This window comes from Nonomuraea sp. NPDC050643, assembly GCF_040654715.1.
Classification (GTDB): domain Bacteria; phylum Actinomycetota; class Actinomycetes; order Streptosporangiales; family Streptosporangiaceae; genus Nonomuraea.
In genome coordinates, this window is sequence record NZ_JBFAIM010000066.1 from 54,414 (window position 1) to 81,146 (window position 26,733).

Sequence of the window (26,733 nt, forward strand, 5' to 3'; positions counted from 1 at the left end):
TGTTGGATAGCATGACAGCGGGGACTAGGGAGTAGCCATGGGCCGAGGAAGAGCCAAGGCGAAGCAGACGAAGGTCGCTCGCCAGCTTAAGTACACCAACCACAACATCGACTACGACCGGCTTCGGGAGGAGCTTGGCGCGGACACGCGACACGAGGAGATCTACCCCCCTGCGCCGTCCGAGCAGGAGTCCGAGCGCGGGCGATGACGCGGGTCAGTCTCGCGGGTGCGAGGGTGACGTTCTTCAGCCGCCTGGCCTCCGGCGCCTGATCGGGCGCCGTGAGCTCCAGGCGGTGCAGCACCTCGCGGCTGATGACGCGCATCTCGAGGAGCGCCGGTAGCGCTCCTGCGCAGAAGCGCCGCCCGCCGCCGAACGGCATCCAGGCCCTGCTCTGGTGCCCCTCCAGGAAGCGCTCGGGACGGAACTCCCCGGGCGCGGGGAAGGCGGCGGGGTCACGGGCGGGCAGGTCGTCGAACGCCTCCCGCACGTGGTCGAGCCCGGACGGCCGGGCGGCGGACACCTCGTCCCTGAGCCGTTCAGCCAGCCCGGTCCTGCGGAACTGGCCGCGCCGGTGGTCGGCCAGGACACGACGGGCCACGCCGTACAGCCACAAGCGGGCGGCATCGCCATCGGGGACGTCGGCAATGCGCCGCCAGGCGGTGCGGAACGTCTCAGAGATCACGTCCGCCGTGTCGTCGGGCGAGCCCGTACGGCGGGCGGCGTACTGGTGGATGGCCGGGTAGTGCGCGTTGTAGATCGCTTCCAGACGGTCTCGCGCTCCCGGGGATGGCTCACGGATGGTTCTCCTCGTGCCAAGGTGTCGGACATCTCGTACATGTCCGGCACCTTTTCCGAGTGTTTCACCCCGCCGTCCCGGACCGGGCAGCCGCTCGGGCAGCAGAGTGCCTGGGCCGTAGCGGCGGGTTGAGCGTCTTGCGGTGCCGCCACCAGGGTCGCCGCGGGTCCCTTTGGGGGTGGGAGGTGTCCTTCGCGCGGTCCCGCCGGGGAGGGCGGGGGATCGGGCTATTGGGTGGCAAAAGGTCTCCCCAGTAAGGAATGTCACTCGTGGGGTTGGGCATTTCCCCGGTGACGAGGAGATCGAGACATGCGCGTAGCAATCGTGGGTTCCGGAAAACTCGGCACACCCCTGGGCCGCCTGCTCGCGGTGGCGGGGCACGACGTGTTCTTCAGCGACGCCGAGCCCGACAAGGTGGCGGCTGCGGCGCAGGCGGCGGAGGGTGAGGTCCGTGGCGGGTCGCCGCTCGAGGCGGCGCGGTTCGGCGAGGTCGTCGTCATGGCGGTGGGATGGGAGTCCTTCCCCGACGTGGTGGCGGAGCTGGGCGCCGCGCTCGAAGGCAAGATCGTCATCGATCCCAGCAACCCGATCGGCGAGCGCGACGGCGCGGCCGTGGTGGTGGCCGTGCCCGATGGCCTGACCAGCCCGCAGTACCAGCAGCACGTGCTCGGCGAGCGCGTACGCCTGGTGCGCACGTTCAACACCAAATACCCCAACGAACTGCTGGATCTGGGCCTGGCGGGTCAGCGCGGCGGCGCGCGGGCCGACATGCCCTACTGGGGCGACGACGACGCGGCCAAGAAGGCCGTGGTGCCGCTCATCGAGGACGCCGGGTTCACCGCCATCGACGGAGGCGGGCTCTCCGAGGCCCTGTGAGGGCTCAGGTGGCGCAGGTGTCGTGGGTGGCGTCGAAGCCCTTGATCGACTCCGTGTCGTCCGTACGGAGCTGCTTGAGGCCCTTCCAGTCGTCCCCGATGATCAGCACGAGCCGGTTCGTGCGCGCGGCCGGGAGCTGACGCGGCGTGGCCGCGAGGAGGTCGGCGGAGAGGGTGGGCACCCGGGTCTCGCCGTTGGGGCCGTACAGGATGGTGGTCTTCGCCTGGGGCTTGCGGGCCGTGTCGCCGATCTTGGCGATGTGGTAGCCGCGCTGCTCGAGGAAGGCGGCCACCTGGGTGCCCAGCCCGGTGCGCCAGGTGCCGTTGCGGAGCTCGACCTGGATCTTCGAGCGGCCCACCTTGGCCTGGCCGCCCTTGACGCCCTGGAGGTTGTGGTCCTTGGCGACGATCTGGAACAGCCGGCCCGCCTGCGGCTGCACCCATTCGACCCGGCCGGGCTGGGTCAGTGAGTAGTGCCAGGGGGTGGTGATGAAGCGGATCTGCCCGGCGTCGAGCCCTTGGAGGCTGGTCGCGAGGTCTTTCATGACGCCGAACGACAGGCCGCGATCGGTGGTGACCGCCTTGGTGCCGGCGTCGAGGATGCCGACGAGCTTGGCCGGGTCGGTGAGCGTCTCACCACTCATGATCTTCTTCACCATCGAGGCGATGAACATCTGCTGCCGCTGGATGCGCCCGATGTCGGAGCCGTCACCCAGGCTGTAGCGGGCGCGTACGTAGCCCAGGGCCTGCTCGCCGTTGAGCATCTGCTTGCCGGCGGGCAGGTGCAGCAGCGCCTTCTTGTCGTTGACGGGCTCGGGCAGGCAGACCTCGACGCCGCCCACGGCGTTCACGATGCCCTTGAAGCCGGTGAAGTCGACCTTGACGAAGTGGTCGATGCGGATGTGGGTGAGCGACTCGATGGTCTTCCAGGTGCAGCCGATGCCGCCGGAGTTGAACGACTCGTTGATCATGCCGAGATGGGGCTGCTGTCCCGGCAGGGCGCCGGTGGCGCGGCAGGCCGGCAACTGGACGAGCGAGTCGCGCGGGAAGCTGATGACCATCGCGTTGTCGCGCCTGGACGACACGTGCACCAGCATGATCGTGTCGGTACGCTCGCCCGCTACCCGGCCGTATTTGGCGTTCTTGCCGTTGCGCTGGTCGGAGCCCACGACCAGGACGTTCATCGCGGTGCCCGCGACCTTGGGCGGCCGGGTGGCGCCGAGGTCTTCGGCGGTCACGTCTTCGTGCTTGACGTTGCCGGTCAGTTTCGCGACGACGCCCACGGCCACGCCGACCACCAGGAGGACGACGGTCACCGTGACGGCTATCACCCAGCGCAGCCAGGGACGGCGACGCCGCGGTGGCGCGCTCGGCTCGGAAGGCGGCGCGTCGACAAGCCCGCTGCTCACATGACTCCAACAGGGACGAGGCCGAGGGCCGCCGCCCGTGGCCAAGAGCCTTGCCGTAACAGATCTCGGCCGGTTGAACGTGCCTGAGTGTACTCAGTCAGGCGGTCAGTCGGGGACGTTCAGGCGGAGCGAGACCGCGCCACGCAGGTCCAGCCAGGCCGTGCCGGGGCCGCGGACCATCCTGAGCACCACCTCGTCGCAGCCGGGGCAGCGGGCGACCAGGCCGGGCGCGGGGCCGTAGACGCGCAGGGAGGCGACCGGGCCGGTCAGGCCACAGCTCGCGCAGCGGCCGGTGGCGGTGGTGACGTCGACGGCGAAGATCTCGCCCAGCGGGCCCGCCAGCGCGTTGCCGTCCAGGTGTTCTGCGGTCATGTCAGCCTCCGGTGGGACCGAATCGTTCGGTTCTGATGCGCTCGGGGGCGTGCCCGAGCGCGAGCAGCAGGTCGGCCGCCGCCTCCACGAACCCGGTCGGCCCGCACACGTAGCAGTCGGGCTCGAACGTGGCCGGCCAGCCGCCCTCCGCCAGGTCGTCCAGCATGATCCGGCCGGCCGCGCGGGACGCGCCCTCGGGCACCGCCCTGGTGTAGAGGTAGGCGATGTCCAGCCCGGGGTCGGGACGGCGCAGCTCGCCGGCGTAGTAGCGCCGGGCGGGGTCGCGCAGCGAGTAGAGCAGGCGGAAGGGCACACGGCTGCCCGCCTGCCTGCGAGTCCTGATCATGGCCATCAGCGGCACGATCCCGGACCCGCCGCCGACCAGCAGCACCGGCGCCGTGCTCGCCGGCCGCCAGACGAACCAGCCGCCCACCGGGCCGCGGATCTCGACCTGGTCGCCCACCTCGATCACCTCGGTCAGGTACGGCGACACCTCCCCGTCGAGCACGTTCTCCACGGTCAGCTCGACGAGGTCGCCCTCGGCGGGCGCGGCCAGCGAGTAGCTGCGCTGCGCGCTGTAGCCGTCGTCGGCCGTCAGCCGCACGTCCACGTGCTGCCCGGCCACGTGCCCCGGCCAGCCGGGCACCCGGAAGCGCAGCGTGCGGGCGGTGGCGGTCTCGGCCGTCGTGGCGACGAGCTCCGCCGCGAGCCAGGTCAGGCGGCGCACCCTAGTCGCCCTCGTAGCGCTGCTCGCGCCAGGGGTCGCCGTAGTTGTGGTAGCCGGCGGTCTCCCAGAAGCCGGGCCAGTCCTCGTTGAGCAGCCGGATGCCGTTGACCCACTTGGCCGACTTCCAGAAGTACAGGTGGGGCACGATCAGCCGGGCCGGGCCGCCGTGCCTGGGCGCCAGCTCCTCGCCGTCGAAGCGGTGCACGAGCCACGCCTTGCCGTCGAGGAGGTCTTCGAGCGGCAGGTTCGTGGTGTAGCCGCCGTAGGAGTAGATCAGCGCGTATTCGGCGGTGCTCTCGACGTCCTCGAAGAGCACGTCCAGCGAGACGCCCTCCCAGGTGGTGCCCAGCTTGGACCACTTGGTGACGCAGTGGATGTCGACCGTGGGCGTCTCGGTCGGCAGCGCCAGGAACTCCTGCCACGACCAGCGGTGGGTCTGGTCCGCCTCGGTGTCGATGGCGAACTCCCACCGGTCCGTCGGGACCTGCGGCGTCGGCCCGGCCGACAGCACCGGGAAGTCCTCCACCAGGTATTGGCCGGGCGGCAGCCGGTCACCGGCGTCCGTGCGCCTGCCGCGGAAACCGCGTGAAATGATGTTCACGAGCCCTCCCAGGATCCTGAGGCCCATTCCACCATGAAGCATCCGGCTCCGGTCAGCGGCGCGCCCTTGGGGCGACCAGGCCCGATTCATAGGCGAAGACCACGAGCTGCGCGCGGTCGCGGGCCCGCAGCTTGGTCATCGCCCTGCTGACGTGGGTCTTGGCGGTGGTCGGGCTGATCACCATGTGGGCGGCGATCTCGTCGTTGGACAGGCCGCGGGCCACCAGGGCGGTCACCTCGCGCTCGCGGTTGGTGAGCACGTCCAGGCCGTCGGGTTCGGGCTCGGGGCGGCGGGCGACGTACTCGCCGATGAGGCGGCGGGTGATCGAGGGGGAGAGCAGGGCGTCGCCGCGGGCCGCCACCCTGACGCCCTGCAGCAGGTCGGCGGGCTCGGTGTCCTTGACCAGGAAGCCGCCGGCGCCGGCCCGGAGGGCGTTGAAGACGTACTCGTCGAGGCCGTAGTTGGTGAGGATCACCACGTGGACGCCGCTCAGCCGTTCGTCGGCGGCGATCCGGCGGGTCGCCTCGATGCCGTCCATCACGGGCATCTGCACGTCGACGAGCGCCACGTCGGGCAGGTGCTCGAGGGCGAGCGCGACGGCCTGCTCGCCGTTCGCGGCCTCGGCGACCACCTCGATGTCGTCCTCGGCCTCCAGCAGCGCGCGGAAGCCGCCGCGGATGAGGGCCTGGTCGTCCACGATCAGGACACGGATCACGATGGGTCTCCCAGGGGAAGCTCGGCGCGTACGGTGAAGCCGCCCTCGGGGCGGGGCCCGGCCCGCAGCCGGCCGCCGAGCGCCGTGACGCGCTCGCGCATGCCGATCAGGCCCACGCCGGGCACGGGCGACGTGTCCTCGGCGGCCTCGCCGTCGTCGTCCACCTGGACGACCAGCGCGTCGTCGCCGTAGTCGATGCTGACGAAAGCGGTGGCCGCGCCCGCGTGCCTGGAGACGTTGGTGAGCGCCTCCTGCACGATCCGGTACGCCGCCCGGTCCACCTCGGCGGGCAGCGCGTACCGCTCGCCGAGGACCGTCACCGTGGCGGGCAGGCCGGTCGAGCGGGCCCGCTCCACCAGGTCGTCGAGCCGGCCCAGGCCACTGGCCGCGGGTTCGTCCTCGGAGCCGGCGGTGTCCGGGTCACGCAGGATCTCGAGGGTGGCGCGCAGTTCGCGCATGGCGTCGCCGCTGGCGTCCTGGATGGCGAGCAGGGCGGCGGGCACCTCGTCGCCGCGCTTGCGCGCCAGGTGGACGGCCACCCCCGCCTGCACCTTGATGATCGAGATGCTGTGGGTGAGCGAGTCGTGCAATTCCCTGGCGATGCGCAGCCGCTCCTCGCCCGCACGGCGGCGCGCGGCCTCCTCGCGGGTCCGCTCGGCCTCGGAGGCCCGCTGTTCGGCCTGCTCCAGGTACGCCTGCCGGTGCCTGGTCACCGTCCCCGCCACTCCGGCGGCCAGGAACCAGCCGAGCAGCAGTGTCGTGTGCTGGACGATCTCCTGCTGGTCGCGGCCGGCGGCCGTGGCCAGGTTCACCGCCAGGCTGGAGCCCAGGAACACCGCCCCGGCCAGCGCGGGCAGGAGCCGGTGCCCCGCCCGGACCGCGCCGAAGACCGACACCAGCACGGGAAAGGCGGCGGGCGGTCCAGGCTGGGCGTGCGCCGCGTAGACGAGCATGCAGACCGTGCTGATCGCCAGCGGCACCAGGGGCGCCCGGCGCCAGGCGACGAGGACGGCCGAGCCGACCAGGACCGCGGCGAGGTCCTGGGCTCCCGCGACGGGGTTGGCCAGCACGGTGATCGACAGCATGCCCGCGACCAGGGCGGCGATGGCGCCGTCCATGGCCCAGGGCCGCCATCCGTGCAGAGAGCTCATTCCTGCACATTAGAGGCTGCACCGGGCGGGCTTCCTCGGCGCCAGGGAGTAAATCGGCGCTACTTCCCGTGCGGTACTCGCGCCCGGCCTGATGCCGTGGTGGTAGCCGCAGGAGACTCCCCGCGCGGGACGACCTCGGGCAGGCCGGGACAGCACGATGTCCGGCTATGGACACGATCCGCATCGGAGCCGGGCTCTCTCCGTCACGTCGCCGGGAGCGCCCGTGATGGCCGGCTCCTTCCGTCACGTCAATGGAGGCCCGTGATGGCCGGCTCCTTCCGCTATGTCACCCCGGTGGAGCCGCGGGACGCCACCGGGCGGACGGCCCGGGTCTACGCGCAGCTCGCGGAGGACTTCGGGCTGGCGCGCATGGCGCTGTTCCTGACGTTGTCGCCGTCGGCCGAGGTGCTGGCCGCCACCTGGGCGCTGCTGCGCGAGTCGCTGCTGGCGGGGCAGGCGTCCAGGACCGGCAAGGAGGTCGTCGCGCTGGGGGTGTCGATGGCCAACCGGTGCCCGTTCTGCGTGGCGGCGCACACGACGCTGCTGCACGCCACCGGCGACCACCGGCTGGCCGAGGGCATCGCCCGTGGCGGCACGCCCGCCGATCCCGGGTACGCGGCCCTGCTGGACTGGGCGAAGGCCCCGGGCGGCGGGGCGGGGCCGTACCCGGTGGCGCACGCGCCCGAGTATGCCGGGACCGCGCTGGCCTTCCACTTCATCAACCGCATGGCGTCGGCGCTGCTCACCGAAGACCTGCTGCCCGGCGGGCTGCAGAGGTCGCGGCTGGTCAGGAGCCTCAGCGGGAGGGGCCTGGCGAGGACGGTACGCAGGCGGCTGCCACCGGGGGCGAGCCTGCCGCTGATCGAGGACCTGCCCGCGGCGGCCGAGCCTCCGTGGGCGGCGGGCACCCCGGTCGGCGCCGCCTACGCCGCGCTCCTGGCGGCGGCGGGAGCCGGGGGCGAGCTGCTCGGCGATCGGGCCAGGGCCGCCGTCGCCGACGCGGTGGCGGGCTGGGACGGGGAGCATCCGGCGGTCGGCGCCGCCTGGCTGGACGGGCCGCTCACGGACCTGCCCCCAGAGGACCGGGCGGGGGCCCGGCTCGCCCTGCTCACCGCTTTCGCCCCCTACCGGGTCACGGACGCCGACGTGGCCGCCTGGCGCGGCTCCGCGATCACGGGAGCCGACGTGTCCGCCTGGGACGAGTCGGTGATCACGGACGCCGACATGCCCGCCTGGGACGGCTCCGCGGCCACGGACGCCGATCTGGTGCGGCTCTGTGCCTTCGGCGCCATTTCCGCGACCGCTCACCTCGCGGCGCGCATCACCACCACCGCACACGCACCCTTGGGAGACCTGTCATGACCGCATCCCTCACCGACCGGCCCGTCCGAGCCTCCTGGCCCGTGCAGGCGCTCAGGGCCGTGGTGGTCCTGCATGTCGCCGCGCTGCTGTTCCAGGCGGTGACGGCGGGCATGTTGCTGTCCTCGCCCGGTGGCCGGGCGCTGCACTCCGCCTCCGGGATGGCGCTGGCCCTCATCGGGCTCGCCCATCTCGTCGTCGCGATCCTGGTCCGGTGGCCGGGCGGCGGGTCCGCCAGGTTCATCCCGCCGGCGGCGGGGCTGCTCGTGTTCACGATCGTGGCGGCGGTGCTCGGCATGGCGCACGTGAAGATCCTTCACCTCCCGCTCGGGGTGGCGTTGTTCGGCGGCGGCGTCGCCCAGCTCGCCCGGATCATGTCGCGACCGGCAGCGGCATGACCCCGACCAGGCGCGACGCGCTGCGGCTGATGGGGCTCGGCGCGGTGGTGGCCGCCGGGGCGCCGGGGTGCTCGCTGCTCACCGGGACCCCGCAGCCGCAGCTTCTCGCCAGCACCGCGCCCCTGCCCAAGCCGTACGCGGTGCCGCTGCCGGTGCCCGAGGTGGCCGAGCCGGTCCGCGGCGCGGGCGGGGTGGACTACTACGAGCTGACCGAGCGGGCGGCGGAGGCGGAGCTGCTGCCGGGCCTGCGTACGCCGATCTGGGGGTACGGCGGCACTTTCCCCGGCCCCACCATCCGGGCGAGCAGGGGACGGCGCACGGTCGTGAAGCTCGTCAACCAGCTCGGCGAGCCGACCGTCCTGCACCTGCACGGCGGGCACACCCCGCCCGAGTCCGACGGCTACCCCACCGACCTGGTGGCCCCCGGCGCGTCCCGCGAGTACGTCTTCCCGCTCGACCAGCGGGCCGCCACCCTCTGGTACCACGACCATCGCATGGACTACACGGGGCCGCAGGTGTGGCGGGGCCTGGCGGGGATGTTCCTGGTCAGGGACCCGGAGGAGGAGGCGCTGCCGCTGCCGTCCGGGGAGCGGGACCTGCCGCTGCTCATCTGCGACCGCTCGTTCGCGGCGGACGGCACGCTGCTGTACCCGGGGCTGGAGGGTCGGCCGGGGGTGCGGGAGGCGTACATGGGGGGTGTGCTCGGCGACGTGATCCTGGTGAACGGGGCGCCGTGGCCGGAGCTGCGGGTGGCCAGGGCCCGTTACCGGCTGCGGCTGTGCAACGCCTCCAACGCCCGCGTGTACGAGCTGGCCACCGGCGGGCCGATGATCCGGATCGCCGGGGACGGCGGGCTGCTGGCCGCGCCGCGGACGGTCGACCGGATCAGGCTGGCGCCGGGCGAGCGGGCGGAGGTGGTCGTGGACTTCGCCGCGTACAAGATCGGGCAGCACGTCGAGCTGCGGAACCTGGCGGGGGAGGACGCGCAGGGCAGGGTGATGCGGTTCGCGGTCGAGCGGGACGAGGCCGACGACTCGGCCGTGCCCGGGCGGTTGTCCACGGTCGAGGCGCTCGATCCGGCCAGGGCCACGGTGACGCGGGACTTCGAGTTCACCAGCGGCTCCATGCACGGGGGCACCGGCTGGCTGATCAACGGCAGGCCGTTCGACGCCGGGCGCATGGAGGCCAGGCCCAAGCTCGGCGACATCGAGGTCTGGCGTCTGACCAGCGACGTCGCCCATCCGGTGCATCTGCACCTCGACCACTTCCAGATGCTGTCGGTCAACGGGGAGCGCCCGGCCGGGCCGCCGGAGTGGAAGGACACCGTCGAGCTGCGCGACGCCCAGACCGTCGAGATCGTCACCCGTTTCACCGACTACCGCGGCCGGTACGTCCTGCACTGCCACAACCTCGAGCACGAGGACATGGCCATGATGGCCGCCTTCGAGGTGGTGTGATCAGGGCGGTCAGGAGGGCAGGCGGTCGGAGCGCGGCCAGACGTAGTCCAGGTCGTCCGGCTCCTGGTCGCCGAAGACGGGCCGGTAGAAGCCGGGGTCCTTGCGCAGCAGCGCCGAGCGGTGGCTGAGGTGCAGCGCCACGTCGCCGAGCCAGGGCGGCAGCTCGCCGGCCGCCGCCAGGTCGCGCTGCGAGCGCACGCGGGGCGTCCCCAGGTGCGCGGCCAGTTCGGTCGCCATCGTGCTCGCGCAGGTGTCGGGCCGGCCCATGGCGCACCAGTGGCCGCAGACCTCGAGGCCGTAGCGGACGAGCGCCTCCTCGTAGCCGGCCCACATCTTCACGACGGGGTGGTGGCGCCAGCCGTACCCGGGGACGGTGAGGGCGCGCAGGACCTGCAGGGTCTCCACGCGCTGTTTGCCCAGCCGCAGCGGGTCGAGCACCGAGGCCGAGGTCGCAAAGTCCGGGTAGGGCAGGAATGTTTGCATCGGTACCCCCGCTGACGTGCTCTTTCTCGCGGATCGTATAGACCGGCCGCCGGGTGACGCTCACAATCAGGCCATGGAAGACGGGTATGTCGGCGCACGGACGCCGAGGCGGGAAGACGCCAGGCTGCTGACCGGGAAAGGCAGGTACGTCGGCGCCGTCCGGCTGCCTGGCATGGTCCACGCGCACGTGGTGCGCAGCCCCATCGCCCACGGCACGTTCACCGGCTGCGACGTCAAGGCGGCGTGGGCGGTCGAGGGCGTCCTCGACATCATCACTCCCGGCGACGCGGCGAACCTCCGGCTGCCCTCGGTGAACGTGGCGCCGGGCCAGCGGCTCACCAGCTACCGGGTGCTGGACGACGTGATCAGGTACGCGGGCCAGCCGCTCGCCGTCGTCGTCGCCCACACCCCGCAGGCCGCCAGGGACGCCGCCGACCTGCTCGACCTGGAGCTGACCGAGCTGCCCGCGGTGGTCGGGGCCGAGCGGGCGCTGGCCGACGGGGCGCCGCTGCTCTACCCGGAGCTGGGCACCAACCTGATCTCCGACTTCCTGATGGGCGACGACGACTGCCTGGCCGCCGTCGAAGGGGCCGAGCACGTGGTCGAGATGACGTTCCGGATGGGGCGGGTCTCGCCGTACCCGATGGAGCCGCGCGGCGTGGTGGCCCACTACGCCGACGAGGAGCTGACCGTGCACATCTCCTCCCAGGCGCCGCACCACGTACGCGAGCACCTGGCCGACGCCTTCGACCTGACCCACGACCGGGTACGCGTCATCAGCCGCGACACCGGCGGCGGCTTCGGCGGCAAGGAGCACCTCTACCCGGACGAGCTGCTCGTCTGCCTGGCCGCGATGCGCACCGGCCGCCCGGTGGGCTGGACGGAGTCGCCGGGCGACCGGCTGTTCGCCACGCTGCCCGCGCGGGAGGCCGTGCACCGGGCGCGGCTGGCGCTGGACGGAGACGGGCGGTTCGTGGCGATGTACACCGACGTGCTCGGCGACCTCGGCGCCCATCCGTCGAACGTGGGCGGCTCGACGTTCGCGGTGACGGCCACGCTGCTGCCGGGACCGTACCGGTTCGAGCGGTTCGCCGTACGCGTGCGCTGCGCCGTCACCACGACCACCCCGACCGGCTCCTACCGGGGTTTCGGTCAGCCCGAGGGCACCCTGACGCGGGAGCGGCTGATCGACGAGGCGGCGCGCAGGCTCGGGATCGACCGGATCGAGCTGCGGCTGCGCAACATGCTCCGGCCGGACGAGCTGCCCTACACGACGCGGGTGTTCCAGACCTACGACTCCGGCGACTACCCGCGCGCCCTGCGGACGGTGTGCGACATGGTCCGGCCGGTCGAGAAGGACGACGGGCGGCGGCGCGGCGTGGGCTACGCCTGCTACGTGGAGAGCACCGGCATGGGCCCCTCGATGGACCTGAAGGCCATCGGCATGCTGGCGGGCGGCTTCGAGACGGCGATCCTGCGGATGGACCAGGACGCGTCCGTGGTGGTGTCCTCCGGGGTGGTCTCCATCGGGCAGGGCATCGAGACGGCGCTGGCCCAGCTCGCGGCCGACCGGATGGGGGTGCCCATCGAGCGGGTGCGGGTGGTGCTGGGGGACACGGCGGCGACGCCGTACTCGTCGGTGGGGTCGGTGGCGAGCCGCTCGCTGGCGCTGGGCGGCGGGGCGCTCACGCAGGCCGCCGCCCGGCTGCGGGACAAGCTCATCGCCATCGCCGCCCACCGGCTGGAGGCGGCGGCCGGCGACCTGGAGATCGCCGACGGCGCGGTGCGGGTGAAGGGCGACCCGCAGGCGGCCGTGACGCTGCGCGAGCTGGCCACCTCGGCCTGGCGCGGCTGGGACCTGCCCGAAGGGGTCACCCCCGGGCTGGAGGAGCGGGTCAGCTACGACCCGCCGGGCTACACCTTCGCGTACGGGGCGCACGCGGCGGCCGTGGCCGTCGATCCGGAGACGGGGGGAGTCGAGCTGGAGGGCTACTGGGTGGTCAACGACGCGGGCGTGCTGGTCAACCCGGCGTCGGTGGAAGGACAGCTCCTGGGCGGCGTGGTCCAGGGGATCGGCGAGGCGCTGACCGAGCAGATCGTCTACACCGAGGACGGCCAGCCGATCACCGAATACCTGCTGCCGACCACGCGGGAGGTGCCGGACATCGAGGTCGTGATGCTGGAGACGCCCTCGACGGTCACGCCGGGCGGGATGAAGGGCGCCGGAGAGTCGGGCACGATCGGGCCGCCCGCCGCCATCGCCAACGCGGTCGCCGCCGCCCTGCCGGAGATCGCGGACCGGATCACCGACGTCCCGCTGACCCCGGCGGTCGTGTGGTCCCTGCTCGCCGCGTCGAGGGGCTGACCTCGGAATACGAAGCCCGGCCCGGGCGGCGACGGCCCTGGACGCGGAGCCGGCCGGGTGGTGGGACGAGGCGATCGAGGAGCGACGGCTGAGCACCGCTCGTCCCACACTCAGGTCGGGTGTGTCCCCGCCCTTTACCGGGTGAGGTCTTTGAGATCCTTGCCCGCCTCCGACAGTGCTCGTTCCAGCGCCTGACGCCCGGCGGGCTTGGGCTCCGCCGGGCGTTCCTCGTGCCCGGCGTCGCGGGGTCTCTTCGTGTCGATCTTCGGTGCGTTCTTGTCAGGAATGCTCATGGGAGTGTCCGTACCCGGCCCGTCCGCGCCGTTTCGAAGCGCCGTCAAAAAGAATGGCGATTTCTCGCCGAAGATTCGACCCAAGAGGCCATCTCGTACGTACATGTTTCGACAGACGTGTACGTCAACCCATAGGCAGGTTCTCTTGTTAAGCGAAACGCGCATCCGTTGCCCCTCCGAGCCGGAAAGGGACGCCATGACCAGGCTGCGATCAGCCCCCAGGGGCAGGATGCACAACGTGTGGCCACTGTGCGAGGACGTGCGGACGGTCGGGCGGGCACGAAAGATCATTCGCGCCGAATTGGCGGCGCTCGGCCTTTCTTCGGAGCTCGTCGACGACGCCGTTCTCATGGTCAGTGAATTGATCACCAATGCCTTCATGTACGGCGACGACCCCTATGAACTCATGCTCCATGTGGACGCCAAGGAGATCATGTGCGTGGTGGTGGACAGCAGCCCTCTCCTGCCCACCCCGGCGCCGCCCGACCTGGGAGCCGAGCACGGGCGCGGGCTGCGCATCATCGCCCGGCTGTCCGACGGCTTCTACGGCTGCCACCCCCAGCGCTACGTCACCCGCCCCGACCTCGTCGGGAAGGCCACCTGGTTCGCGCTCCCACGTCAGGGCGTCCACGGCAACGTGGTGCCGATCCGGGCAGGCACTTAGCAGATTTTGACAACCGGCGAAAGTCAGGAATTTCCACCAAAACCGGGTTAATGTGACAGCCGCAAGCCGGGGATGATCTTCGTCAGTGCGACGGAGCCCCGGCCGTTCAGGAGGCTGAATGTCAGGCTGGAACCTGCGGACCGGCGCGGTGGTGGCGGCGCTTTCGCTCGCGACCATGACTCTTGCGACGGGCACCGCCTCGGCGGAAGCCGTGGTCTACTACGTCGACTCCATCAACGGCAACGATTCCGCGACGGGCAAGACGCCCGAAACCGCGTGGAAGACCCTCACCAAGGCATCCGCCGCAGGACTGGACGCCGGCTCCAAGGTGCTTCTGCGCCGCGGCAGCACGTGGCAGGGCCAGCAACTGGAGATCACCGAATCGGGTAACGCGAACGCCCCGATCGTCGTCGACGCGTACGGCACCGGCACCGCCAGGCCGATCGTCACCGGGGACGACGAGGCCTGCGTGAGCCTGGGGGGTTCGTACATCGAGGTGTACAACATCCAGGTCGGCCTGGCCCAGGACGGCAAGCGCTGCACCTGGGCCGGGATCAAGGTGGACGGCGACCACAACGTCATCGAGCGCAACTACATCACCGGCGCCGCGGCGGGCGTCTACATCTCGCCCGAGGTCAGCTACACCGCGGTGACGGCCAACGACTTCATCGACAACAACTACATGAGCAAGAACACCGAGGAGCCCACGAACGACGACTCGGGCGCGTTCGCGATCCTCGTCCAAGGGGACGACTCGAACATCGGCTGGAACGAGATCCGCGGCTCGTACGCCCTCAGCCACGACTACGGCATGGACGGCGCGGCCGTCGAGATCTTCCTCGGCTCGCGCAACCGCATCCACCACAACATCGCGGTGGACAACGAGACCTTCACCGAATTAGGCACCAGCAAGGAGACCAAGCCCGACGGCACCCCCAGCGACCCGGACGGCACCTCGGGCAACATCTTCGAGTACAACGTCATCACCGGGCCGGAGACCCAGGGCGGCCTGGTGACCAGAGGCGTGCAGGAGCCGGGCAACCCGCCGGACCCGAACGGCCCCGTGCTCGGCACCGTCTTCCGCAACAACACCGTTCGCCTGACCCACCCCTCGTCTCAGGGCGTGGTCTGTGACGCCGGCTGCACCAACGCCCACCTGTCGATGTCCCAGAACATCATCCAGGTCGTCGCCAAGACCGCCTACGGCCCCGGCGTCACCGACAGCCACCACAACGTGTTCTACGGGGCCGCCCAGCACCAGATGGGCGGCACGAACAACATCGAGGCCGACCCGCTGTTCGACCTCACCAACACCGCGCACCCGCTCAAGCTGCGCGCCGGCAGCCCGGCGATCGACCTCGGCGTGGCCCAGTACAGCGACGACGACGTAACCGGACGGGCGATCGACGGCAGTGACGGCCCGGTCGACGCCGGAGCGTACGAATACGACAAGTAACCCTGTTCTGTCGCCGCCGTCCTCTACGCTCCCGAGCAATTGATCAGGCCCGGCAATTCTGGAGAAGCGCGGACATGACCTATCTCGAGCTGTCTGAGGACGGCGGCGGATCGCACAAGTTCTACGAGGTGACCGTGGCGGGCGCGCAGGTCACGATCACCTACGGACGCATCGGCGAGCCCGGCCAGACCAAGGTCACCTCCTTTCCCACCGAGGCCAAGGCCCAGGCCGCGGCGGACAAGAAGCTCGGCGAGAAGACGCGCAAGGGCTACGCCCCGGCCGTACGCGGGGTCCGGGGCCGCCGCACCGTCACCCGCCGGGCCATCCCCACCCCGCCCCGCCCCACCACGCCGCAGCCCTATGTGCACCAGGCGCCCGTGCTGTGGCGCTTCGACAGCGGGTCGGCGGCGTTCGGCATCTTCGTGGACGAGGAGCGCTGCTGGGTCGGCAACCAGCGCGGCGACGTCTACACGATCAGCCACACCGGCACCGTGAACGGCCGGTTCCGGCTGCCCGACGGCGTCAAGTGCATCGTGGCCGACGACTTCTGGATCTACGCCGGGTGCGACGACGGCCGCGTGTACGACCTCAGCGGCAAGGTCCCGAGGTCGGCGTACGAGATCGCCGCCGACGTGGACATCTACTGGCTGGACATCCACGACGGCGTGCTCGGCGTCTCCGACCGGGCCGGGCGGGTCACCGCGATCGACTACGAGGACGAGTTCCAGTGGGCGCGCTCCGGCGGCGGCGACTCCGCCTGGATGGTCCGGTGCGACCAGGACTCCGCCTACCACGGCCACTCGCGCGGCGTCGCCCGTCACGACCTTCAGGACGGCGCGCTGGTCTGGCACCACGACCTCGCCGAGCAGGTGCTGTTCGGCTGGCAGGAGGCGCACTCCGTCTACGCGGGCACGGCCCGGGGAGCCCGCGGCCGCGTGCACCGCCTGGCCAAGCGCGACGGCCGGACCGAGGCCGTCTACGAGTGCGACGGCGCGGTCTACTCCTGCGCCACCTCGCCCGGCGGCCGCCACGTCTTCGCCGGCGACGACCGCTCCTCGGTCTACTGCTTCGACGCCTCGGGCGAGCGGCTGTGGAAGCTGGACACCGGCTGCGGGTCGGCCTTCTCCATGCAGTTCCTGAACGACCGCCTCTACATTGTCACCACCGACGGCACCCTGGCCTGCATCGACGCGAGCGAGGCCGCCATCACCGCCGCCAGGGCCGGGAACGTGCCCCGGCCCCTGGACGTCAAGGCGGCCGCGTCGCTGGAGGTCGTCGAGCCGTCGGTCGTGCTGGAGACGACGAGCGACACGGGCGACGGCGTGGTGGTGGAGTGCTTCAAGGAGGGCGAGCGGCTGCGGGTCCGCGTGGTCAGCCCCGGATACGAGTCGTGGAACGTGCAGTTCCCCAAGGACGTGCGCGAGGCCGGCGCCCGCTACCTCGTGGAGGGCGTGCGCTCGGCCGGGCGCGGTGGGTTCTACCGGGCGTACGGGGACATCAGGCGTCTGCTCTGATCGCCCGCCCGGCGCTCAGGAGCCCGTCCTGGCCGGCCGGCCGACCATCGCCAGGACCAGCAGGCCCGCCGCCACCCCGGTGATGGCGCTGGCCCGGTAGACGTCGTTCAGCGCGAGGTAGGGCACGGCGCCGTCCTGGTACAGGATGCCGAGCAGGGCGATGCCGAGGGCGTACCCGAGTTGCCTGACCGTGTTGACGGTGCCGGCGGCCATGCCCGCGCGCTGCGGCGGGGCGTAGGTCATGGCGGCGGAGCTGAGCGAGGGGATGGCCAGGCCGACGCCGATGCCGGTGACGACCAGGCCGGGCGCCAGCGCGGTCCAGGTGGACTGCGCGTCGAGCAGGCCCTGAAGGTACGCGCCCGCCCCGATGAGCAGCAGCCCGCCGCCGAGGGCGGTACGCGGGGACAGCCCGGGGAGCAGGCGGCTGGCGGCGACGGAGGTCACCAGGGAGGTGGCGGCCATCGGCGACAGCGCCAGCCCGGCCATCACGGGGCCGAGCCGCAGGTCCTGCTGCAGCCAGAGCGAGGTGAAGGCCAGGCAGGCGAAGGCGGCCGGCATGAGCAGCCCCGCCCCGGCCATGATCCCGCTGAACGACCGGCCGGCGAACAGCCGCAGGTCCAGCATGGGATGGTCGCCGCGCGTCTCGGCGACGACGAAGGCCGCGAACGCCACCGCCGCCGTGACCAGCGGCACCAGGGTCCGCGCCGCCGTCCAGCCGTGGCCCCCGGCCTCGATGAGCCCGTACGTGAGCGCGCCCGCCGCCACCGTGAACGTCGCCATGCCGGCCCGGTCGAGCCGGGCCCCGCCAGGCAGGCGCGACTCCTCGACGCCGCGCAGGGTCAGCCAGGCGGCGGCCAGGCTGATGGGCAGGTTCACCAGGAAGATGGCCCGCCAGTGCAGGTGCTCGGTGAGCAGGCCGCCCAGCACGGGCGCGACGGCCGCGGCGGCCCCGTTGACGCCGCCCCACACGCCGAACGCGATGCCGCGCTGCCTGCCGTGGTAGGTGGCGCTGATGAGGGCCAGGGTCGTGGCCATCATGGCCGCGGCGGCGACGCCCTGCGCCACGCGGGCCGCCAGCAGCACGCCGCCGGAGGGCGCGAGCCCGCAGGCGAGCGAGGCCAGCGCGAACACCGCCAGCGCGCCCAGATAGACCTTGCGCCGGCCCACGTGGTCGGCGAACGATCCGGCGGCCAGCAGCAGGGCGGCCAGCGCGAGCGCGTAGCCGTCCAGCAGCCACTGAGTGCCGGTGAAGGACATGTGGAGGTCGCCGGTGATGTCCGGCAGAGCGACCATGACGATGGTCACGTCGACGAGGAGCATGAAGGCGCCCAGGGAGGCGGCCACCAGGGGTGACCAGCTCACGGTGGTGCGCTCGGGTGCTCGGGTGGAAGTCATGGCCCTACGGTGGGGCCGCCCTGACGATATCAGCCAGTACTCGGCGGGTTTCTGGTGATTTTCCGCGCGAGATAGCCTGTGGTGATGGAAATCATCGAGCTGGACGAGGTGGACCGAGGGCTGCTGCACGCGTTGCAGATCGACGGGCGGGCCTCGTTCAGCCGCATCGGCGAGGTGCTCGGGGTGTCCGACCAGCGGGTGGCGCGGCGCTACCGGCGACTGCGCGCCTCCGGCATGGTGCGGGTGGTCGGCGTCGTGGACGGGCGGCGCCTCGGGTTCGAGTCGTGGGCGATGAGACTGCGCTGCACCCCTGACGCGGCGGTCGCGATCGCCGAGGCGCTGGGGCGGCGCCCCGACACGTTCTGGGTGCACCTGCTGTCGGGCGGCACCGAGATCTCCAGCGGCTCGCTGCACCGCACGGCGGAGGAGCGCCAGTCGCTGCTGCTCAGCAAGCTGGCCAGGACCAACCGCGTGCTCTCGGTGACGGCGCACCGGACCATCTACACGTTCGTGGGCGGTCGGGTCGGCTGGTCGGGCCTGGCCGTGCTCTCACCGGACCAGGTGGCGGAGCTGGCGGCGGGGCGGGTCTACCACCGGCGGGGCGAGGGCGAGCCGGTGACGCTCGGCCCCGGCGACCAGGCGCTGCTGGACGAGCTCTCCAAGGACGGCCGCACCGGCTACGCGGACCTGGCGGCGGCGACGGGCTGGTCGGAGTCGACGGTCAGGCGCCGCATGGAGCAGCTCTGCTCGGCGGGCGCCGTCTTCTTCGACATGGACGTGCTGCCCACGCTGCTCGGCTACCAGGTGGAGGCGCAGTTGTGGATGTCGGTGCCGCCCGCCGACCTCGACGCGACCGGGCGGGCGCTGGCCGGGCATCCCGAGGTGGCGTTCGTGGGCGCGACGACGGGCCCGACCAACCTGACGGCCAGCATCGTGTGCCGTGACGACGCGGCGCTCTACCGCTACCTGACCGACAGCCTGGGCGCACTGCCCGCCATCAGGCACATCGAGACCGCGCCGATCATCAGGACCATCAAGCGGGCGGGAGCGGTGCTGCCCGTCTGAGGGTGGGGCAGGCCCTACCGCCGGTTGGGAGGCGCGCAGGCTGGGAGAAGATCGCCCAGCTTTCTAGTGTTTCGTGCCACGAAGACTCCCATGAGGATCCGGTTGCTCGCCCTGGCGTGCGCCGGGGTCGTCCTCGCCGGCGCCACCGCTCCGGCGGCGCCGGCCGCTCATGCCGTGACGATCGACAACAGGGGCTCGATCGTCACGGCCGAACCGTTCACGGGCTGCGCCGCATGTGATGATCGAGGCGTGCACCGGCGATTATTCCTCCGGCTCGGCGGGGTGGCGGGGATTCCGCACCGGGCGCTGGGCCGGGCGGCGCTCCGCCACCGCGACACCATGGCGCCCCGCCGCGACCGGCTCTGGCCCGGCCAGACCTTCCCGTCGTACGTGGCCACGCCGCGGCGGCTGCTGACGATGGCGCGGGCGTACGCGACGGAGGGCACCGGGCTGACCGGGTTCGACAGCCCGGCGCTCCTCGACGCGGTGGACCACTTCGTGCCCGTGAGCAGGCTCGGCGACTACAGCGGCACCAGCACCGGAGCCAACCGGGTGGACCTGTGCCTGGTGACGCTGCTGCGGGCCATGCTCGCCGACGACCACGGCCGGGCGGAGCCGGCCGTCTCCGCGCTGTCCCCGGTGTTCCGCCCGGTGTCCGAGGGTGACGGGTTCTACCGGGACGGGTCGTTCATCCAGCACACGTACGTCCCCTACCAGGGGGCCTACGGGGTGACGCTGCTGTCGGGCCTGGCGACGCTGTACGCGGTGCTGCGGGGCTCGCCGTGGGGGCTCGCGGACCGGAGCCTGTTCGCCACGGTGGAGCGGTCGTTCGCCCCGTTCGTCCGCGACGGGGCCTGTATGGACCTGGTCCGCGGGCGGAGCGTCGGCAGGAGGCCGTACGGCGACCACGAGCGCGGCCGGGAGATCGCCGCCGCGGTGCTGCTGCTGGGGGAGAGCGCCCCGGTCGCCGAGCGGGCCCGGTGGCAGGCCATGGTCAAGGGGTGGGCGGTGCGGAGCACGTACCGGCCGATGCTGGAGGGGGCCGAGCCCGCGTTCCACGCCCGCCTGAGCGCGGTCATGGACGACGGCGCCGTGCCGGCCGTGCCGGAGCCGGTCGGGCACCGGCTGCTGCCCATGAGCGCCAGGGCCGTGCACCGGCGGCCGGGCTGGTGCGCGGCGCTCAGCATGGCCTCGCACCGGATCGGCCACTACGAGCACGGCAACGGCGAGAACCTGCGCGGCCGGCACACCGGCTCGGGGATGCTCTACTGGTGGGCCGAGGGCCACGGCGACCACTATTCGGACTCCTTCTGGCCGACCGTGGACCCCTACCGGCTGCCGGGCACCACGGTCTCCACCCGGCGGCTGCCCGACGGGGCGGGGGCAGGCTGGGGTGACACGTGCACGCCCTGGCGGTGGGTGGGTGGCGCGACGGACGGCACGTACGCGGTCGCCGGCCAGCACCTGAGCGGCCTGGAGAGCACGATGGAGGCGTTCAAGTCCTGGTTCTTCCTCGACGACGCGATCGTCTGCCTGGGCGCGGGGATCACGAGCCAGGACGGCGCGGCCGTCGAGACGGTCGTCGACAACCGCAGGACCGGCGACGCGCTCCCGCGCGGCCGATGCCGGCTGGATGCGCGTCATGGCCAACACCTCCCGGCTGCAGGCCGTCCACGTGCCCGCGCTGGGCCTCACGGCGGCCGGCTTCTGGAACGCGGGGACCGCCGGCGGCCTGACCGTGTCGGCCCCGTGCGCGGTCCTGGTCCGTGAGCATCCCGGCGGGACGGTCACGCTCACGGCCGCCGACCCCCGGCGCGACCTGGACGAGCTGGCCGTGACCTGGGACCGGCCCGTCGCGGAGCTGCTGGACGGCGATGCCCTCCTGGCCGGCGGCACGCTCACGTTCAAGCGCCTGGCCGGTCAGGAGGGCGGCTCGGTGACGGTCACCGTGCGGCTCGGATGAGGGTCAGCCCCGGGGGCGCTCGCCGAGTTCGTCGGTGAAGCCCATGTCCGCCAGGGCCACGCGCAGCAGCGGCACGTCCTTCTCCACCACGTCGTACTCCAGCAGTTCGGCCGTCCGCGGATCGATGATCAGCCGGAGGGTGATCGCGTCGGTCGTCGACGCGGAAAGGGCGACCCCCGTACGCCCCAGCGCGTCCTTCGCCGGCCCCTGCGAGGTGATGCCCGGCTGATCGGCCAGCACCTGGAACAGCGCGGACCGGGTGCCCGGCTTGATCGGCGCGGTCATCAGGTCGACGCCGGTCTGCCACAGGTAACCCGCCTTGTTCGCGCGGGCGGAGTTGGGGCTGCGCTTCCAGAGCTCGTCCAGGCGGCGCTTGAGCGCGTCCTTGCCGGTGGGCAGCTTGGAGATGTTCTGGAGGGTCAGGCTCGGGTTGTCGATCGACAGGATCCGCTCGAAGGAGTCGTCCATGGTCTGCGGCTTCTTGTCCGCCAGCTCGGGCGAGCCCGCGGCCTTCCAGTCGGCCTCGTCCTGCGGGGAGTCGAAGGTGACCTCGACGTCCTGGTCGCTGACCAGGCGGCTGGTGCCGCCCGCGCGCATGGTCCGCCAGGTCTCGCGGGTCTCGGTCGCGTACGCCAGGTACGGCAGCTCGACCGTCTTGAGCTCACCGAGCTCGCGGTTGATCCGCTCCCGCACCTCGGCCAGCGCCTCGGGGTCGCCCGCGAGCTCCTTCTCCTTCTCCTTGAGCTCCGCGTCCAGTGCCTTGATGCCGCGCATGTACTCGCTGGGCACGTTGTGCACCTTCTGCAGGCTGCGCTCGTTGACGTACCAGTAGCGGCCGGACGTCGCCGGCTCACGCTTCGCGGTCGAGGCGGCGGCCAGCAGGAACGTGCGCGCGTCCACCGTCCGGTCCGGCGTCTTGTCCGGCGTCGGGGCGGCGGAGGCCGCAGGAGCCTTCCGGGGCGCCGGGTCACCACCGCCCACGACGACGACGGCCGCGGCGGCCGCCAGTCCGGCCGCGACGGTGCCGGCCATCAGGAAGTACGGCCGCCGCCCGCGGGTGCGGGCCGGCTCCGTACGCGGGGTGGCGAACGCGCGGGCCAGGTCGCCCGCCCGGCGTCGCCGGTAGCCGTCTTCGGTCAGCTCGTCCAGCTCTTCGGGCTTGAGCCGGGCGAACATGCGGTCATCCATGAGGGGTCCTCCAGAGGGGTGTGGTCAGGACTCGAGGCTGCGGACCGGGCGCGGAGCGCCGCCGCCCAGGCGGAGTGCCCGGGCCAGGCGCTTGCGCGCCCGGTGGAGCCGGACGTTGTACGTGCGGACCGAACAGCCCATGACCGAGGCCGCCTGCTGGGGCGGCAGGCCGTACCAGGTGGCGAACACCATCGCCTCCACGTCCTGCTCGGGCAGGGCCGCCAGCGCCTCCAGGGCGCTCTCCCTGTCGATGACGTGCTCGGCCACGTCCCACGCCTGCTGGTCGCGCGAGGTGGTGAGAGCGGCTATCCGATCGACCAGGGCCTGCCGCCGGTGGCGGGAGTCGCGCTGCTTGGCCAGCAGGTTGCGGGCCACGCCGAGCAGCCAGGGCAGCGACGGTTCGGGCAGCTCGCCGAGCCGCCGCCAGGCCACGAGGAACGTCTCGCTGGAAACGTCCTCGGCCACGTCGCGCTCGGCCCGCAGCAGGGCGTAGCCCAGCACGCTGCGGTAGTGCCGGTCGTAGAGGTCGGTGAATCGTTCTTCGGGATCGTCCACACCCAGTAGTCCCTCCGAACGCGCCAGGATTACCGCATCACGGAGATTCCCCCTCCGCGCCAGCCAGTGTTCCCCTGGGCGGAGGTCATGTCAGCACGGCCTGCGCGGCGACGAGTTCGGCGTACCTGCCGCCCGTCGCCATCAGCTCCTCGTGGGTGCCGCGCTGCACGATCCGCCCGCCGTCGACCACCAGGATCACGTCGGCGTCCCTGACCGTGCTCAGCCGGTGGGCGATCACGATCCGCGTCTGCACGAGCCGGCCCAGGTTGGCCTCGATGACCGCCTCGGTGGCGCTGTCGAGGTTGCTCGTGGCCTCGTCGAGCAGCAGGACCTTCGGGCGTGACAGGACGGCGCGGGCCAGGGCGAGCCGCTGCCGCTGGCCGCCCGACAGGCCGCCGCCGTCGGTCAGCATGGTCTCGTAGCCCATGGGCATCGCGGCGATCTCGTCGTGCAGGGCGGCCAGCGTGGCGGCGGAGACCACCCGGTCCAGGGGCGCGCCGGGGTCGTTCAGCGCGATGTTCTCCCTGATCGAGCCGTTGAACAGCGAGGGGTCCTGGGTGACCACGCCGAACTGGCGGCGCAGCGTACGCAGGTTGAGCTCGGCGGCGGGGACGCCGTCGTACCGGATCTCGCCCGCGACCGGGGTGTGCAGGGCGAGCAGCAGCCGGGCGAGCGTGCTCTTGCCCGAGCCGGACGCCCCCACGAGCGCCACCTTCTGGCCGGGGCGGATGGCGACGGAGACGTTCCGCACCGTCCACGGGCCGCGGGGGTCGTGGCGGAAGCTCACGTCGCGCAGCTCGACCGCGCCGCGCAGCCGCAGCACCTCGATGCCCTCGCTGGGCTCCGGCTCCGAGGCCAGGATGTCCGACAGGCGGTCGAAGTGCGCGCCCGCCTCCTGAAGGCTCTGCAGCCCGGTCATCAGCGAGCCCAGCGGGGTCAGCGCGCCGAGCGCGACGGCGTTCAGCGCGATCAGCGTGCCCAGCGTGAGCTGGCCGTCCAGCACCCGCCAGGCGCCCAGCCACAGCAGCGCGAGCGGGGCCGTCACCCGGATCGCCGCCAGGGCCGACTCCAGCAGGCCCCTGGTGAGCCCGGCCCGTACGTCGGCGTTGAGCTGCCTGGCGAAGTGGGCCGACCACTGCTCCACGGCCCGCCGCTCGGCCCCCGACGCCTTCAGCGTCTCGATGCCGCTGATCGTCTGGATCAGGCTGCTCTGCGAGGCCGACAGCGCGGTCAGCTCCTCCCGCTTGAGCAGCGCGATCCGGCCCGTGCCGGCCAGCAGCAGGGCGGCCTGGAGCGCGGCCACCCCGGTCAGCGCCAGCCCGAAGACCGGGTCCCAGAGATACACCAGCACGAGATAGCCCACGGCCAGCGGCCCGTCCAGCAGCGCCGCGACGACCTGCCCGGTGAGGATGTCGCCCAGCGTGGACACGCTCGCCGCACGCGTCACCAGGTCGCCCTTGCCGCGCCGGGTGAAATACCGGTACGGCAGCGCCATCAGATGCCCGACCACGCCCTCGGTGAGCTCCTGGTCGGCTCTGGCCCGCACCGCGACCAGCAGCGCCGCCCGCAGATACCCGATCACGAACTGGGCCGCCCCGCCAGCAGCACCGCGCCGCCGAGCAGCGACAGCACCTCGGTCCCCAGGGAGGGCACGATCGTGTCGATCAGGAGCCGGGAGAACAGCGGCAGCGCCAGCCCGAGCAGTTGCAGCAGCAGCGAGGCGGCCACGATCTGCGCGAGCAGCCCCCTGCGCCGCCTGAACAGCGTGCGGAAGAACTCCCGCCGCCACGCGCTCGCCATCGACGACGAGCCGCGCTGGAACCCCTCACCGGGCTCGAACACCATCAGCACGCCGGTGAAGCCCGCGCCGAACTCCTCGGCCGTGAGCCGGCGCCGGCCCTGCGCCGGGTCCACGACGTCCACGCGGTCGGGCGACCAGCGCTCGACCACCAGGAAGTGGTCGAACTCCCAGTGCGCGACCGCGGGCAGCGGCACCCGGGCCAGGTCCTCGGGCGAGAGGGAGAAGGCGCGCGCCTTCAGCCCGTGCTCGCGCGCGCCGTCCACGATGGCTTTGGCGCTCAGCCCGTCCCTGCCGACCTGGAGCCGCTCGGAGACCTGGAGCAGGCTCGTACGGTGACCGTGGTGGCACAGCACCATGACCAGGCAGGCCGCGCCGCACTCGGTCTCGGTGTTCTGCAGCACCACCGGGACGCGCCGCGTCATCGCACCGCGCCCAGCGCCAGCGCGGTCACCGCGGTCCCGGCCGTGAGGACGATCGCGACCGCGATCCAGAGCACGAGGAACGACGGCCCGCTGATCACCAGCGGCATCCTGATCCCGCCCCGGGCCCCGGCCCGCCGGCGCAGCGCCTCCTCCCGATAGATCCGCCGCGACGGCGGGGTGAGGGCCGGGGGAGTCGCCGGTGCGGACGGGCGGGCGACCGGCCGGGTGCGCTCGTAGGGGTCCGTCATGACCAGTGCCATTCGACCCGGGCCGTGGCGCGGCGCTCGGCCAGCCATCCCGCGAACGCGGCGCGCCCAGCGGCGGCCAGCGTCGCCGGGTCGGCGGCGGCCGGGCTCCTGGACAGGACCCTGCCCGTCAGGAACCCGCCGCCGGGCAGCTCCTCGGGCCCCACGTCCTGCCCGGCGGGCGCGTCGCGCAGGACCCCGGGCAGCTCGCCCGCCCACCGCGTCGCGACCGTCACCACGGCCTCCGCGTGATCCCACACGTCGCCGAGCAGGTCCACCTTCTCCGGCCCGGTCGCCCACACGGCCTTGACCCGCGCGAAGTCCGCCGCGTGCGCGGCCAGGTGACCGGCCGCCAGCTCGGCCTCCTTGTCCAGCCGGAACCGCCGCCGCCGCGCGATCCCCGCCAGGTACGCCTCGAACTGCCCGCCGTCCATGCCCGCCGCCGCCATCCAGGCCAGCGTCGCGGCCCGGTCGTGCAGCCCCCTGCCCCGCCGGAACTCGTCGGCCGTGGCCTGCAGGTCCGCAGGGCTCACCGGCCGGTCCTCGTCCACGGCCGCGGCCAGCAGGCACTGATCGACGATCTCCTGGTACGGCGAGGCGTCCCGGCGTGACAACGACCGCAGCATGGTCAGCGCCTGCGGCACCGACACGTGCACGTCGTCCACGCTGACCAGGTGCCCGGCGGCCCAGTGCGTCGAGTGGTCGACCAGCCAGGGCACCCCGTCCTCCGGCGGCGCGGTCAGCGCGACCGTGCCGCCGTCCGGATGGTCGAGCACCAGGTCGTAGTCCACCACCTGGGTGCCGGGCGATCTGCTTGGTCACCAGCCGCCCCCCGGCCAGGTCGTAGGCCGGGACGAGCGCGGCGGGATCGTTCGTGTACGTCGTGTCGGGCACGGTGAAGCCCAGCTCGATGGCCTTGGCCAGATGGAAGACCTTGTTGTGCGCGCGCAGCTCGTCGGCGCGGCGGCCGGGCAGCCATCGGGCGTCGAGCAGGCTCCAGACGCCGTCGAGCATGACCTCGGCCTGCAGTTCGGCGTGCGCCCGCTGGCCGGCGTCCCCGACGGCGTCCGCCCGGGGCCCGCTGGGCCGGCTCCGCCACACGGCGGTGACCCGCGACAGGTCGATGCTCTCCGTGCCGGTGTCGAGCAGCAGCCGCCGCCCGTCTCCGGCGAACGACGCGGTGATCCGGCTCCGGCCGGGGTAGTCGCCGTTGTCCCACCACAGCACGGGGAAGGGGCCCTCGGGCTCGCCGGAGCCCATCAGGTGGGCGCCGCGCCGCCGCAGCGCGGCCAGCACCCGCTCGGCCGCGCCGTCCCCGCGCGCGCTCATGATCATGATCACTGCCCCGCTCCCCTCTCGAAAAGGCGTGGCGGGCCGTACTCCTCTGGCGGGCCTGGGCCCCCGATCTCGCGCACCACACCGTGAGCTGCGGTCACTTCATGGCCGAGGAGTCGCCGGCCGAG

The 26,733-nt window shown here is 72.5% G+C and carries 27 protein-coding genes and 2 pseudogenes; 13 read left to right on the forward strand and 16 right to left on the reverse strand.

Annotated elements, in window-relative coordinates:
• Positions 1–37: 37 nt before the first annotated feature.
• Positions 38–139 (forward strand): annotated as a pseudogene (locus tag AB0I15_RS52265) (DUF3073 domain-containing protein); the annotation flags it as partial.
• Between the two features lie 115 nt (positions 140–254).
• Here AB0I15_RS52265 and AB0I15_RS52270 read toward each other — a convergent pair.
• A pseudogene (locus AB0I15_RS52270) lies at positions 255–1,178 on the reverse strand (cytochrome P450); the annotation flags it as partial.
• Here AB0I15_RS52270 and AB0I15_RS52275 point away from each other — a divergent pair.
• Positions 1,107–1,673 (forward strand): NAD(P)-binding domain-containing protein, encoded by a 567-nt coding sequence (locus tag AB0I15_RS52275; protein ID WP_358114367.1) that lies wholly within the window; start codon positions 1,107–1,109, stop codon positions 1,671–1,673. The pseudogene AB0I15_RS52270 and the gene AB0I15_RS52275 sit on opposite strands and share 72 nt — an antisense overlap.
• 4 nt (positions 1,674–1,677) lie before the next feature.
• On the opposite strand, the gene AB0I15_RS52280 is transcribed toward AB0I15_RS52275, so the two are convergent.
• From AB0I15_RS52280 to AB0I15_RS52305, 6 genes are all read right to left on the reverse strand, one after another.
• Positions 1,678–3,081: an LCP family protein gene (locus tag AB0I15_RS52280; protein WP_358114369.1), complete on the reverse strand. Its 1,404-nt coding sequence runs from the start codon at positions 3,079–3,081 to the stop codon at positions 1,678–1,680.
• Positions 3,082–3,186: 105 nt separating this feature from the next.
• Positions 3,187–3,453, reverse strand: coding sequence for a DUF6510 family protein (locus AB0I15_RS52285; RefSeq protein WP_358114371.1), 267 nt, complete (start codon positions 3,451–3,453; stop codon positions 3,187–3,189).
• A gap of 1 nt (position 3,454) precedes the next feature.
• A complete protein-coding gene (locus tag AB0I15_RS52290; RefSeq protein ID WP_358114374.1) occupies positions 3,455–4,180 on the reverse strand; it encodes an FAD-binding oxidoreductase in 726 nt (241 codons plus the stop codon).
• A gap of 1 nt (position 4,181) precedes the next feature.
• Positions 4,182–4,781, reverse strand: a complete 600-nt coding sequence (locus tag AB0I15_RS52295; RefSeq protein WP_358114377.1) for a sulfite oxidase-like oxidoreductase — start codon at positions 4,779–4,781, stop codon at positions 4,182–4,184.
• Between the two features lie 52 nt (positions 4,782–4,833).
• Positions 4,834–5,496, reverse strand: coding sequence for a response regulator transcription factor (locus AB0I15_RS52300; protein WP_358114380.1), 663 nt, complete (start codon positions 5,494–5,496; stop codon positions 4,834–4,836).
• A complete protein-coding gene (locus tag AB0I15_RS52305; protein WP_358114383.1) occupies positions 5,493–6,647 on the reverse strand; it encodes a histidine kinase in 1,155 nt (384 codons plus the stop codon). Before AB0I15_RS52305 ends, AB0I15_RS52300 begins: the two co-directional genes overlap by 4 nt.
• 264 nt (positions 6,648–6,911) lie before the next feature.
• Between AB0I15_RS52305 and AB0I15_RS52310 the strand changes: the two genes are divergently transcribed.
• Genes AB0I15_RS52310 through AB0I15_RS52320 form a run of 3 tightly spaced genes read left to right on the forward strand, consistent with a single transcriptional unit; the run spans position 6,912 to position 9,861 of the window.
• A complete protein-coding gene (locus tag AB0I15_RS52310; RefSeq protein ID WP_358114386.1) occupies positions 6,912–8,009 on the forward strand; it encodes a carboxymuconolactone decarboxylase family protein in 1,098 nt (365 codons plus the stop codon).
• Positions 8,006–8,404, forward strand: coding sequence for a hypothetical protein (locus AB0I15_RS52315; RefSeq protein WP_358114389.1), 399 nt, complete (start codon positions 8,006–8,008; stop codon positions 8,402–8,404). Before AB0I15_RS52310 ends, AB0I15_RS52315 begins: the two co-directional genes overlap by 4 nt.
• Positions 8,401–9,861, forward strand: a complete 1,461-nt coding sequence (locus AB0I15_RS52320; protein ID WP_358114391.1) for a multicopper oxidase family protein — start codon at positions 8,401–8,403, stop codon at positions 9,859–9,861. Before AB0I15_RS52315 ends, AB0I15_RS52320 begins: the two co-directional genes overlap by 4 nt.
• Positions 9,862–9,870: 9 nt before the next feature.
• Here the strand turns inward: AB0I15_RS52320 and AB0I15_RS52325 are convergent, their stop codons facing one another.
• A complete protein-coding gene (locus AB0I15_RS52325; RefSeq protein WP_358114394.1) occupies positions 9,871–10,344 on the reverse strand; it encodes an MSMEG_6728 family protein in 474 nt (157 codons plus the stop codon).
• Positions 10,345–10,417: 73 nt separating this feature from the next.
• Between AB0I15_RS52325 and AB0I15_RS52330 the strand changes: the two genes are divergently transcribed.
• Complete coding sequence (locus AB0I15_RS52330) at positions 10,418–12,709, forward strand: xanthine dehydrogenase family protein molybdopterin-binding subunit (protein WP_358114397.1); 2,292 nt, start codon at positions 10,418–10,420, stop codon at positions 12,707–12,709.
• Positions 12,710–12,843: 134 nt separating this feature from the next.
• Here AB0I15_RS52330 and AB0I15_RS52335 read toward each other — a convergent pair whose 3' ends face one another.
• Positions 12,844–13,002: a hypothetical protein gene (locus tag AB0I15_RS52335; RefSeq protein WP_358114399.1), complete on the reverse strand. Its 159-nt coding sequence runs from the start codon at positions 13,000–13,002 to the stop codon at positions 12,844–12,846.
• A 196-nt stretch (positions 13,003–13,198) separates the two neighbouring features.
• On the opposite strand from AB0I15_RS52335, the gene AB0I15_RS52340 reads away from it, so the two are divergent.
• The 3 genes from AB0I15_RS52340 to AB0I15_RS52350 all read left to right on the forward strand — a co-directional run bounded on the left by AB0I15_RS52340 (position 13,199) and on the right by AB0I15_RS52350 (position 16,636).
• Positions 13,199–13,666 (forward strand): ATP-binding protein, encoded by a 468-nt coding sequence (locus tag AB0I15_RS52340; RefSeq protein WP_358114401.1) that lies wholly within the window; start codon positions 13,199–13,201, stop codon positions 13,664–13,666.
• Positions 13,667–13,784: 118 nt separating this feature from the next.
• Positions 13,785–15,122, forward strand: a complete 1,338-nt coding sequence (locus tag AB0I15_RS52345) for a hypothetical protein (RefSeq protein WP_358114404.1) — start codon at positions 13,785–13,787, stop codon at positions 15,120–15,122.
• Between the two features lie 74 nt (positions 15,123–15,196).
• Positions 15,197–16,636: a WGR domain-containing protein gene (locus tag AB0I15_RS52350; protein WP_358114406.1), complete on the forward strand. Its 1,440-nt coding sequence runs from the start codon at positions 15,197–15,199 to the stop codon at positions 16,634–16,636.
• A 15-nt stretch (positions 16,637–16,651) separates the two neighbouring features.
• On the opposite strand, the gene AB0I15_RS52355 is transcribed toward AB0I15_RS52350, so the two are convergent.
• Positions 16,652–18,031, reverse strand: coding sequence for a DHA2 family efflux MFS transporter permease subunit (locus AB0I15_RS52355; protein ID WP_358114409.1), 1,380 nt, complete (start codon positions 18,029–18,031; stop codon positions 16,652–16,654).
• Positions 18,032–18,115: 84 nt separating this feature from the next.
• Between AB0I15_RS52355 and AB0I15_RS52360 the strand changes: the two genes are divergently transcribed.
• The 3 genes from AB0I15_RS52360 (at position 18,116) to AB0I15_RS52370 (ending at position 21,059) form a co-directional block, all read left to right on the forward strand.
• Positions 18,116–19,096 (forward strand): AsnC family transcriptional regulator, encoded by a 981-nt coding sequence (locus AB0I15_RS52360; protein WP_358114411.1) that lies wholly within the window; start codon positions 18,116–18,118, stop codon positions 19,094–19,096.
• A gap of 90 nt (positions 19,097–19,186) precedes the next feature.
• Positions 19,187–20,866 carry a polysaccharide lyase family 8 super-sandwich domain-containing protein gene (locus tag AB0I15_RS52365; RefSeq protein ID WP_358114413.1) on the forward strand — a complete coding sequence of 560 codons (1,680 nt, stop codon included), beginning with the start codon at positions 19,187–19,189 and terminating at the stop codon, positions 20,864–20,866.
• Positions 20,772–21,059, forward strand: coding sequence for a polysaccharide lyase beta-sandwich domain-containing protein (locus tag AB0I15_RS52370; RefSeq protein ID WP_358114416.1), 288 nt, complete (start codon positions 20,772–20,774; stop codon positions 21,057–21,059). Before AB0I15_RS52365 ends, AB0I15_RS52370 begins: the two co-directional genes overlap by 95 nt.
• Positions 21,060–21,062: 3 nt before the next feature.
• On the opposite strand, the gene AB0I15_RS52375 is transcribed toward AB0I15_RS52370, so the two are convergent.
• The 6 genes from AB0I15_RS52375 to AB0I15_RS52400 form a co-directional block, all read right to left on the reverse strand.
• The gene (locus AB0I15_RS52375) at positions 21,063–22,247 is read right to left on the reverse strand and encodes a hypothetical protein (protein ID WP_358114419.1); all 1,185 of its coding nucleotides are present in this window, start codon (positions 22,245–22,247) and stop codon (positions 21,063–21,065) included.
• A 24-nt stretch (positions 22,248–22,271) separates the two neighbouring features.
• Positions 22,272–22,802: a sigma-70 family RNA polymerase sigma factor gene (locus AB0I15_RS52380; protein ID WP_358114422.1), complete on the reverse strand. Its 531-nt coding sequence runs from the start codon at positions 22,800–22,802 to the stop codon at positions 22,272–22,274.
• Between the two features lie 85 nt (positions 22,803–22,887).
• A complete protein-coding gene (locus AB0I15_RS52385) occupies positions 22,888–24,384 on the reverse strand; it encodes a peptidase domain-containing ABC transporter (RefSeq protein WP_358114425.1) in 1,497 nt (498 codons plus the stop codon).
• Complete coding sequence (locus AB0I15_RS52390) at positions 24,381–25,025, reverse strand: cysteine peptidase family C39 domain-containing protein (RefSeq protein ID WP_358114428.1); 645 nt, start codon at positions 25,023–25,025, stop codon at positions 24,381–24,383. The genes AB0I15_RS52385 and AB0I15_RS52390 overlap by 4 nt, the downstream gene beginning before the upstream one ends.
• Positions 25,022–25,273 (reverse strand): hypothetical protein, encoded by a 252-nt coding sequence (locus tag AB0I15_RS52395; RefSeq protein ID WP_358114430.1) that lies wholly within the window; start codon positions 25,271–25,273, stop codon positions 25,022–25,024. The genes AB0I15_RS52390 and AB0I15_RS52395 overlap by 4 nt, the downstream gene beginning before the upstream one ends.
• Positions 25,270–26,061, reverse strand: a complete 792-nt coding sequence (locus AB0I15_RS52400) for a TIGR04500 family putative peptide maturation system protein (protein WP_358114433.1) — start codon at positions 26,059–26,061, stop codon at positions 25,270–25,272. The genes AB0I15_RS52395 and AB0I15_RS52400 overlap by 4 nt, the downstream gene beginning before the upstream one ends.
• An 83-nt stretch (positions 26,062–26,144) precedes the next feature.
• On the opposite strand from AB0I15_RS52400, the gene AB0I15_RS52405 reads away from it, so the two are divergent.
• Entirely contained in the window at positions 26,145–26,474 is a 330-nt protein-coding gene (locus AB0I15_RS52405; protein WP_358114435.1) for a hypothetical protein, read from the forward strand.
• Positions 26,475–26,733: the final 259 nt, after the last annotated feature.

Bases quoted from the DNA above. Each gene is read 5' to 3' on its own strand.
- AB0I15_RS52275 (WP_358114367.1), top strand. From the start codon at position 1,107: ATGCGCGTAGCAATCGTGGGTTCCGGAAAACTCGGCACACCCCTGGGC.
- AB0I15_RS52285 (WP_358114371.1), bottom strand. From the start codon at position 3,453: ATGACCGCAGAACACCTGGACGGCAACGCGCTGGCGGGCCCGCTGGGC.
- AB0I15_RS52305 (WP_358114383.1), bottom strand. From the start codon at position 6,647: ATGAGCTCTCTGCACGGATGGCGGCCCTGGGCCATGGACGGCGCCATC.
- AB0I15_RS52310 (WP_358114386.1), top strand. From the start codon at position 6,912: ATGGCCGGCTCCTTCCGCTATGTCACCCCGGTGGAGCCGCGGGACGCC.
- AB0I15_RS52315 (WP_358114389.1), top strand. From the start codon at position 8,006: ATGACCGCATCCCTCACCGACCGGCCCGTCCGAGCCTCCTGGCCCGTG.
- AB0I15_RS52320 (WP_358114391.1), top strand. From the start codon at position 8,401: ATGACCCCGACCAGGCGCGACGCGCTGCGGCTGATGGGGCTCGGCGCG.
- AB0I15_RS52325 (WP_358114394.1), bottom strand. From the start codon at position 10,344: ATGCAAACATTCCTGCCCTACCCGGACTTTGCGACCTCGGCCTCGGTG.
- AB0I15_RS52330 (WP_358114397.1), top strand. From the start codon at position 10,418: ATGGAAGACGGGTATGTCGGCGCACGGACGCCGAGGCGGGAAGACGCC.
- AB0I15_RS52335 (WP_358114399.1), bottom strand. From the start codon at position 13,002: ATGAGCATTCCTGACAAGAACGCACCGAAGATCGACACGAAGAGACCC.
- AB0I15_RS52340 (WP_358114401.1), top strand. From the start codon at position 13,199: ATGACCAGGCTGCGATCAGCCCCCAGGGGCAGGATGCACAACGTGTGG.
- AB0I15_RS52345 (WP_358114404.1), top strand. From the start codon at position 13,785: ATGTCAGGCTGGAACCTGCGGACCGGCGCGGTGGTGGCGGCGCTTTCG.
- AB0I15_RS52350 (WP_358114406.1), top strand. From the start codon at position 15,197: ATGACCTATCTCGAGCTGTCTGAGGACGGCGGCGGATCGCACAAGTTC.
- AB0I15_RS52355 (WP_358114409.1), bottom strand. From the start codon at position 18,031: ATGACTTCCACCCGAGCACCCGAGCGCACCACCGTGAGCTGGTCACCC.
- AB0I15_RS52360 (WP_358114411.1), top strand. From the start codon at position 18,116: ATGGAAATCATCGAGCTGGACGAGGTGGACCGAGGGCTGCTGCACGCG.
- AB0I15_RS52365 (WP_358114413.1), top strand. From the start codon at position 19,187: ATGAGGATCCGGTTGCTCGCCCTGGCGTGCGCCGGGGTCGTCCTCGCC.
- AB0I15_RS52375 (WP_358114419.1), bottom strand. From the start codon at position 22,247: ATGGATGACCGCATGTTCGCCCGGCTCAAGCCCGAAGAGCTGGACGAG.
- AB0I15_RS52390 (WP_358114428.1), bottom strand. From the start codon at position 25,025: ATGACGCGGCGCGTCCCGGTGGTGCTGCAGAACACCGAGACCGAGTGC.
- AB0I15_RS52395 (WP_358114430.1), bottom strand. From the start codon at position 25,273: ATGACGGACCCCTACGAGCGCACCCGGCCGGTCGCCCGCCCGTCCGCA.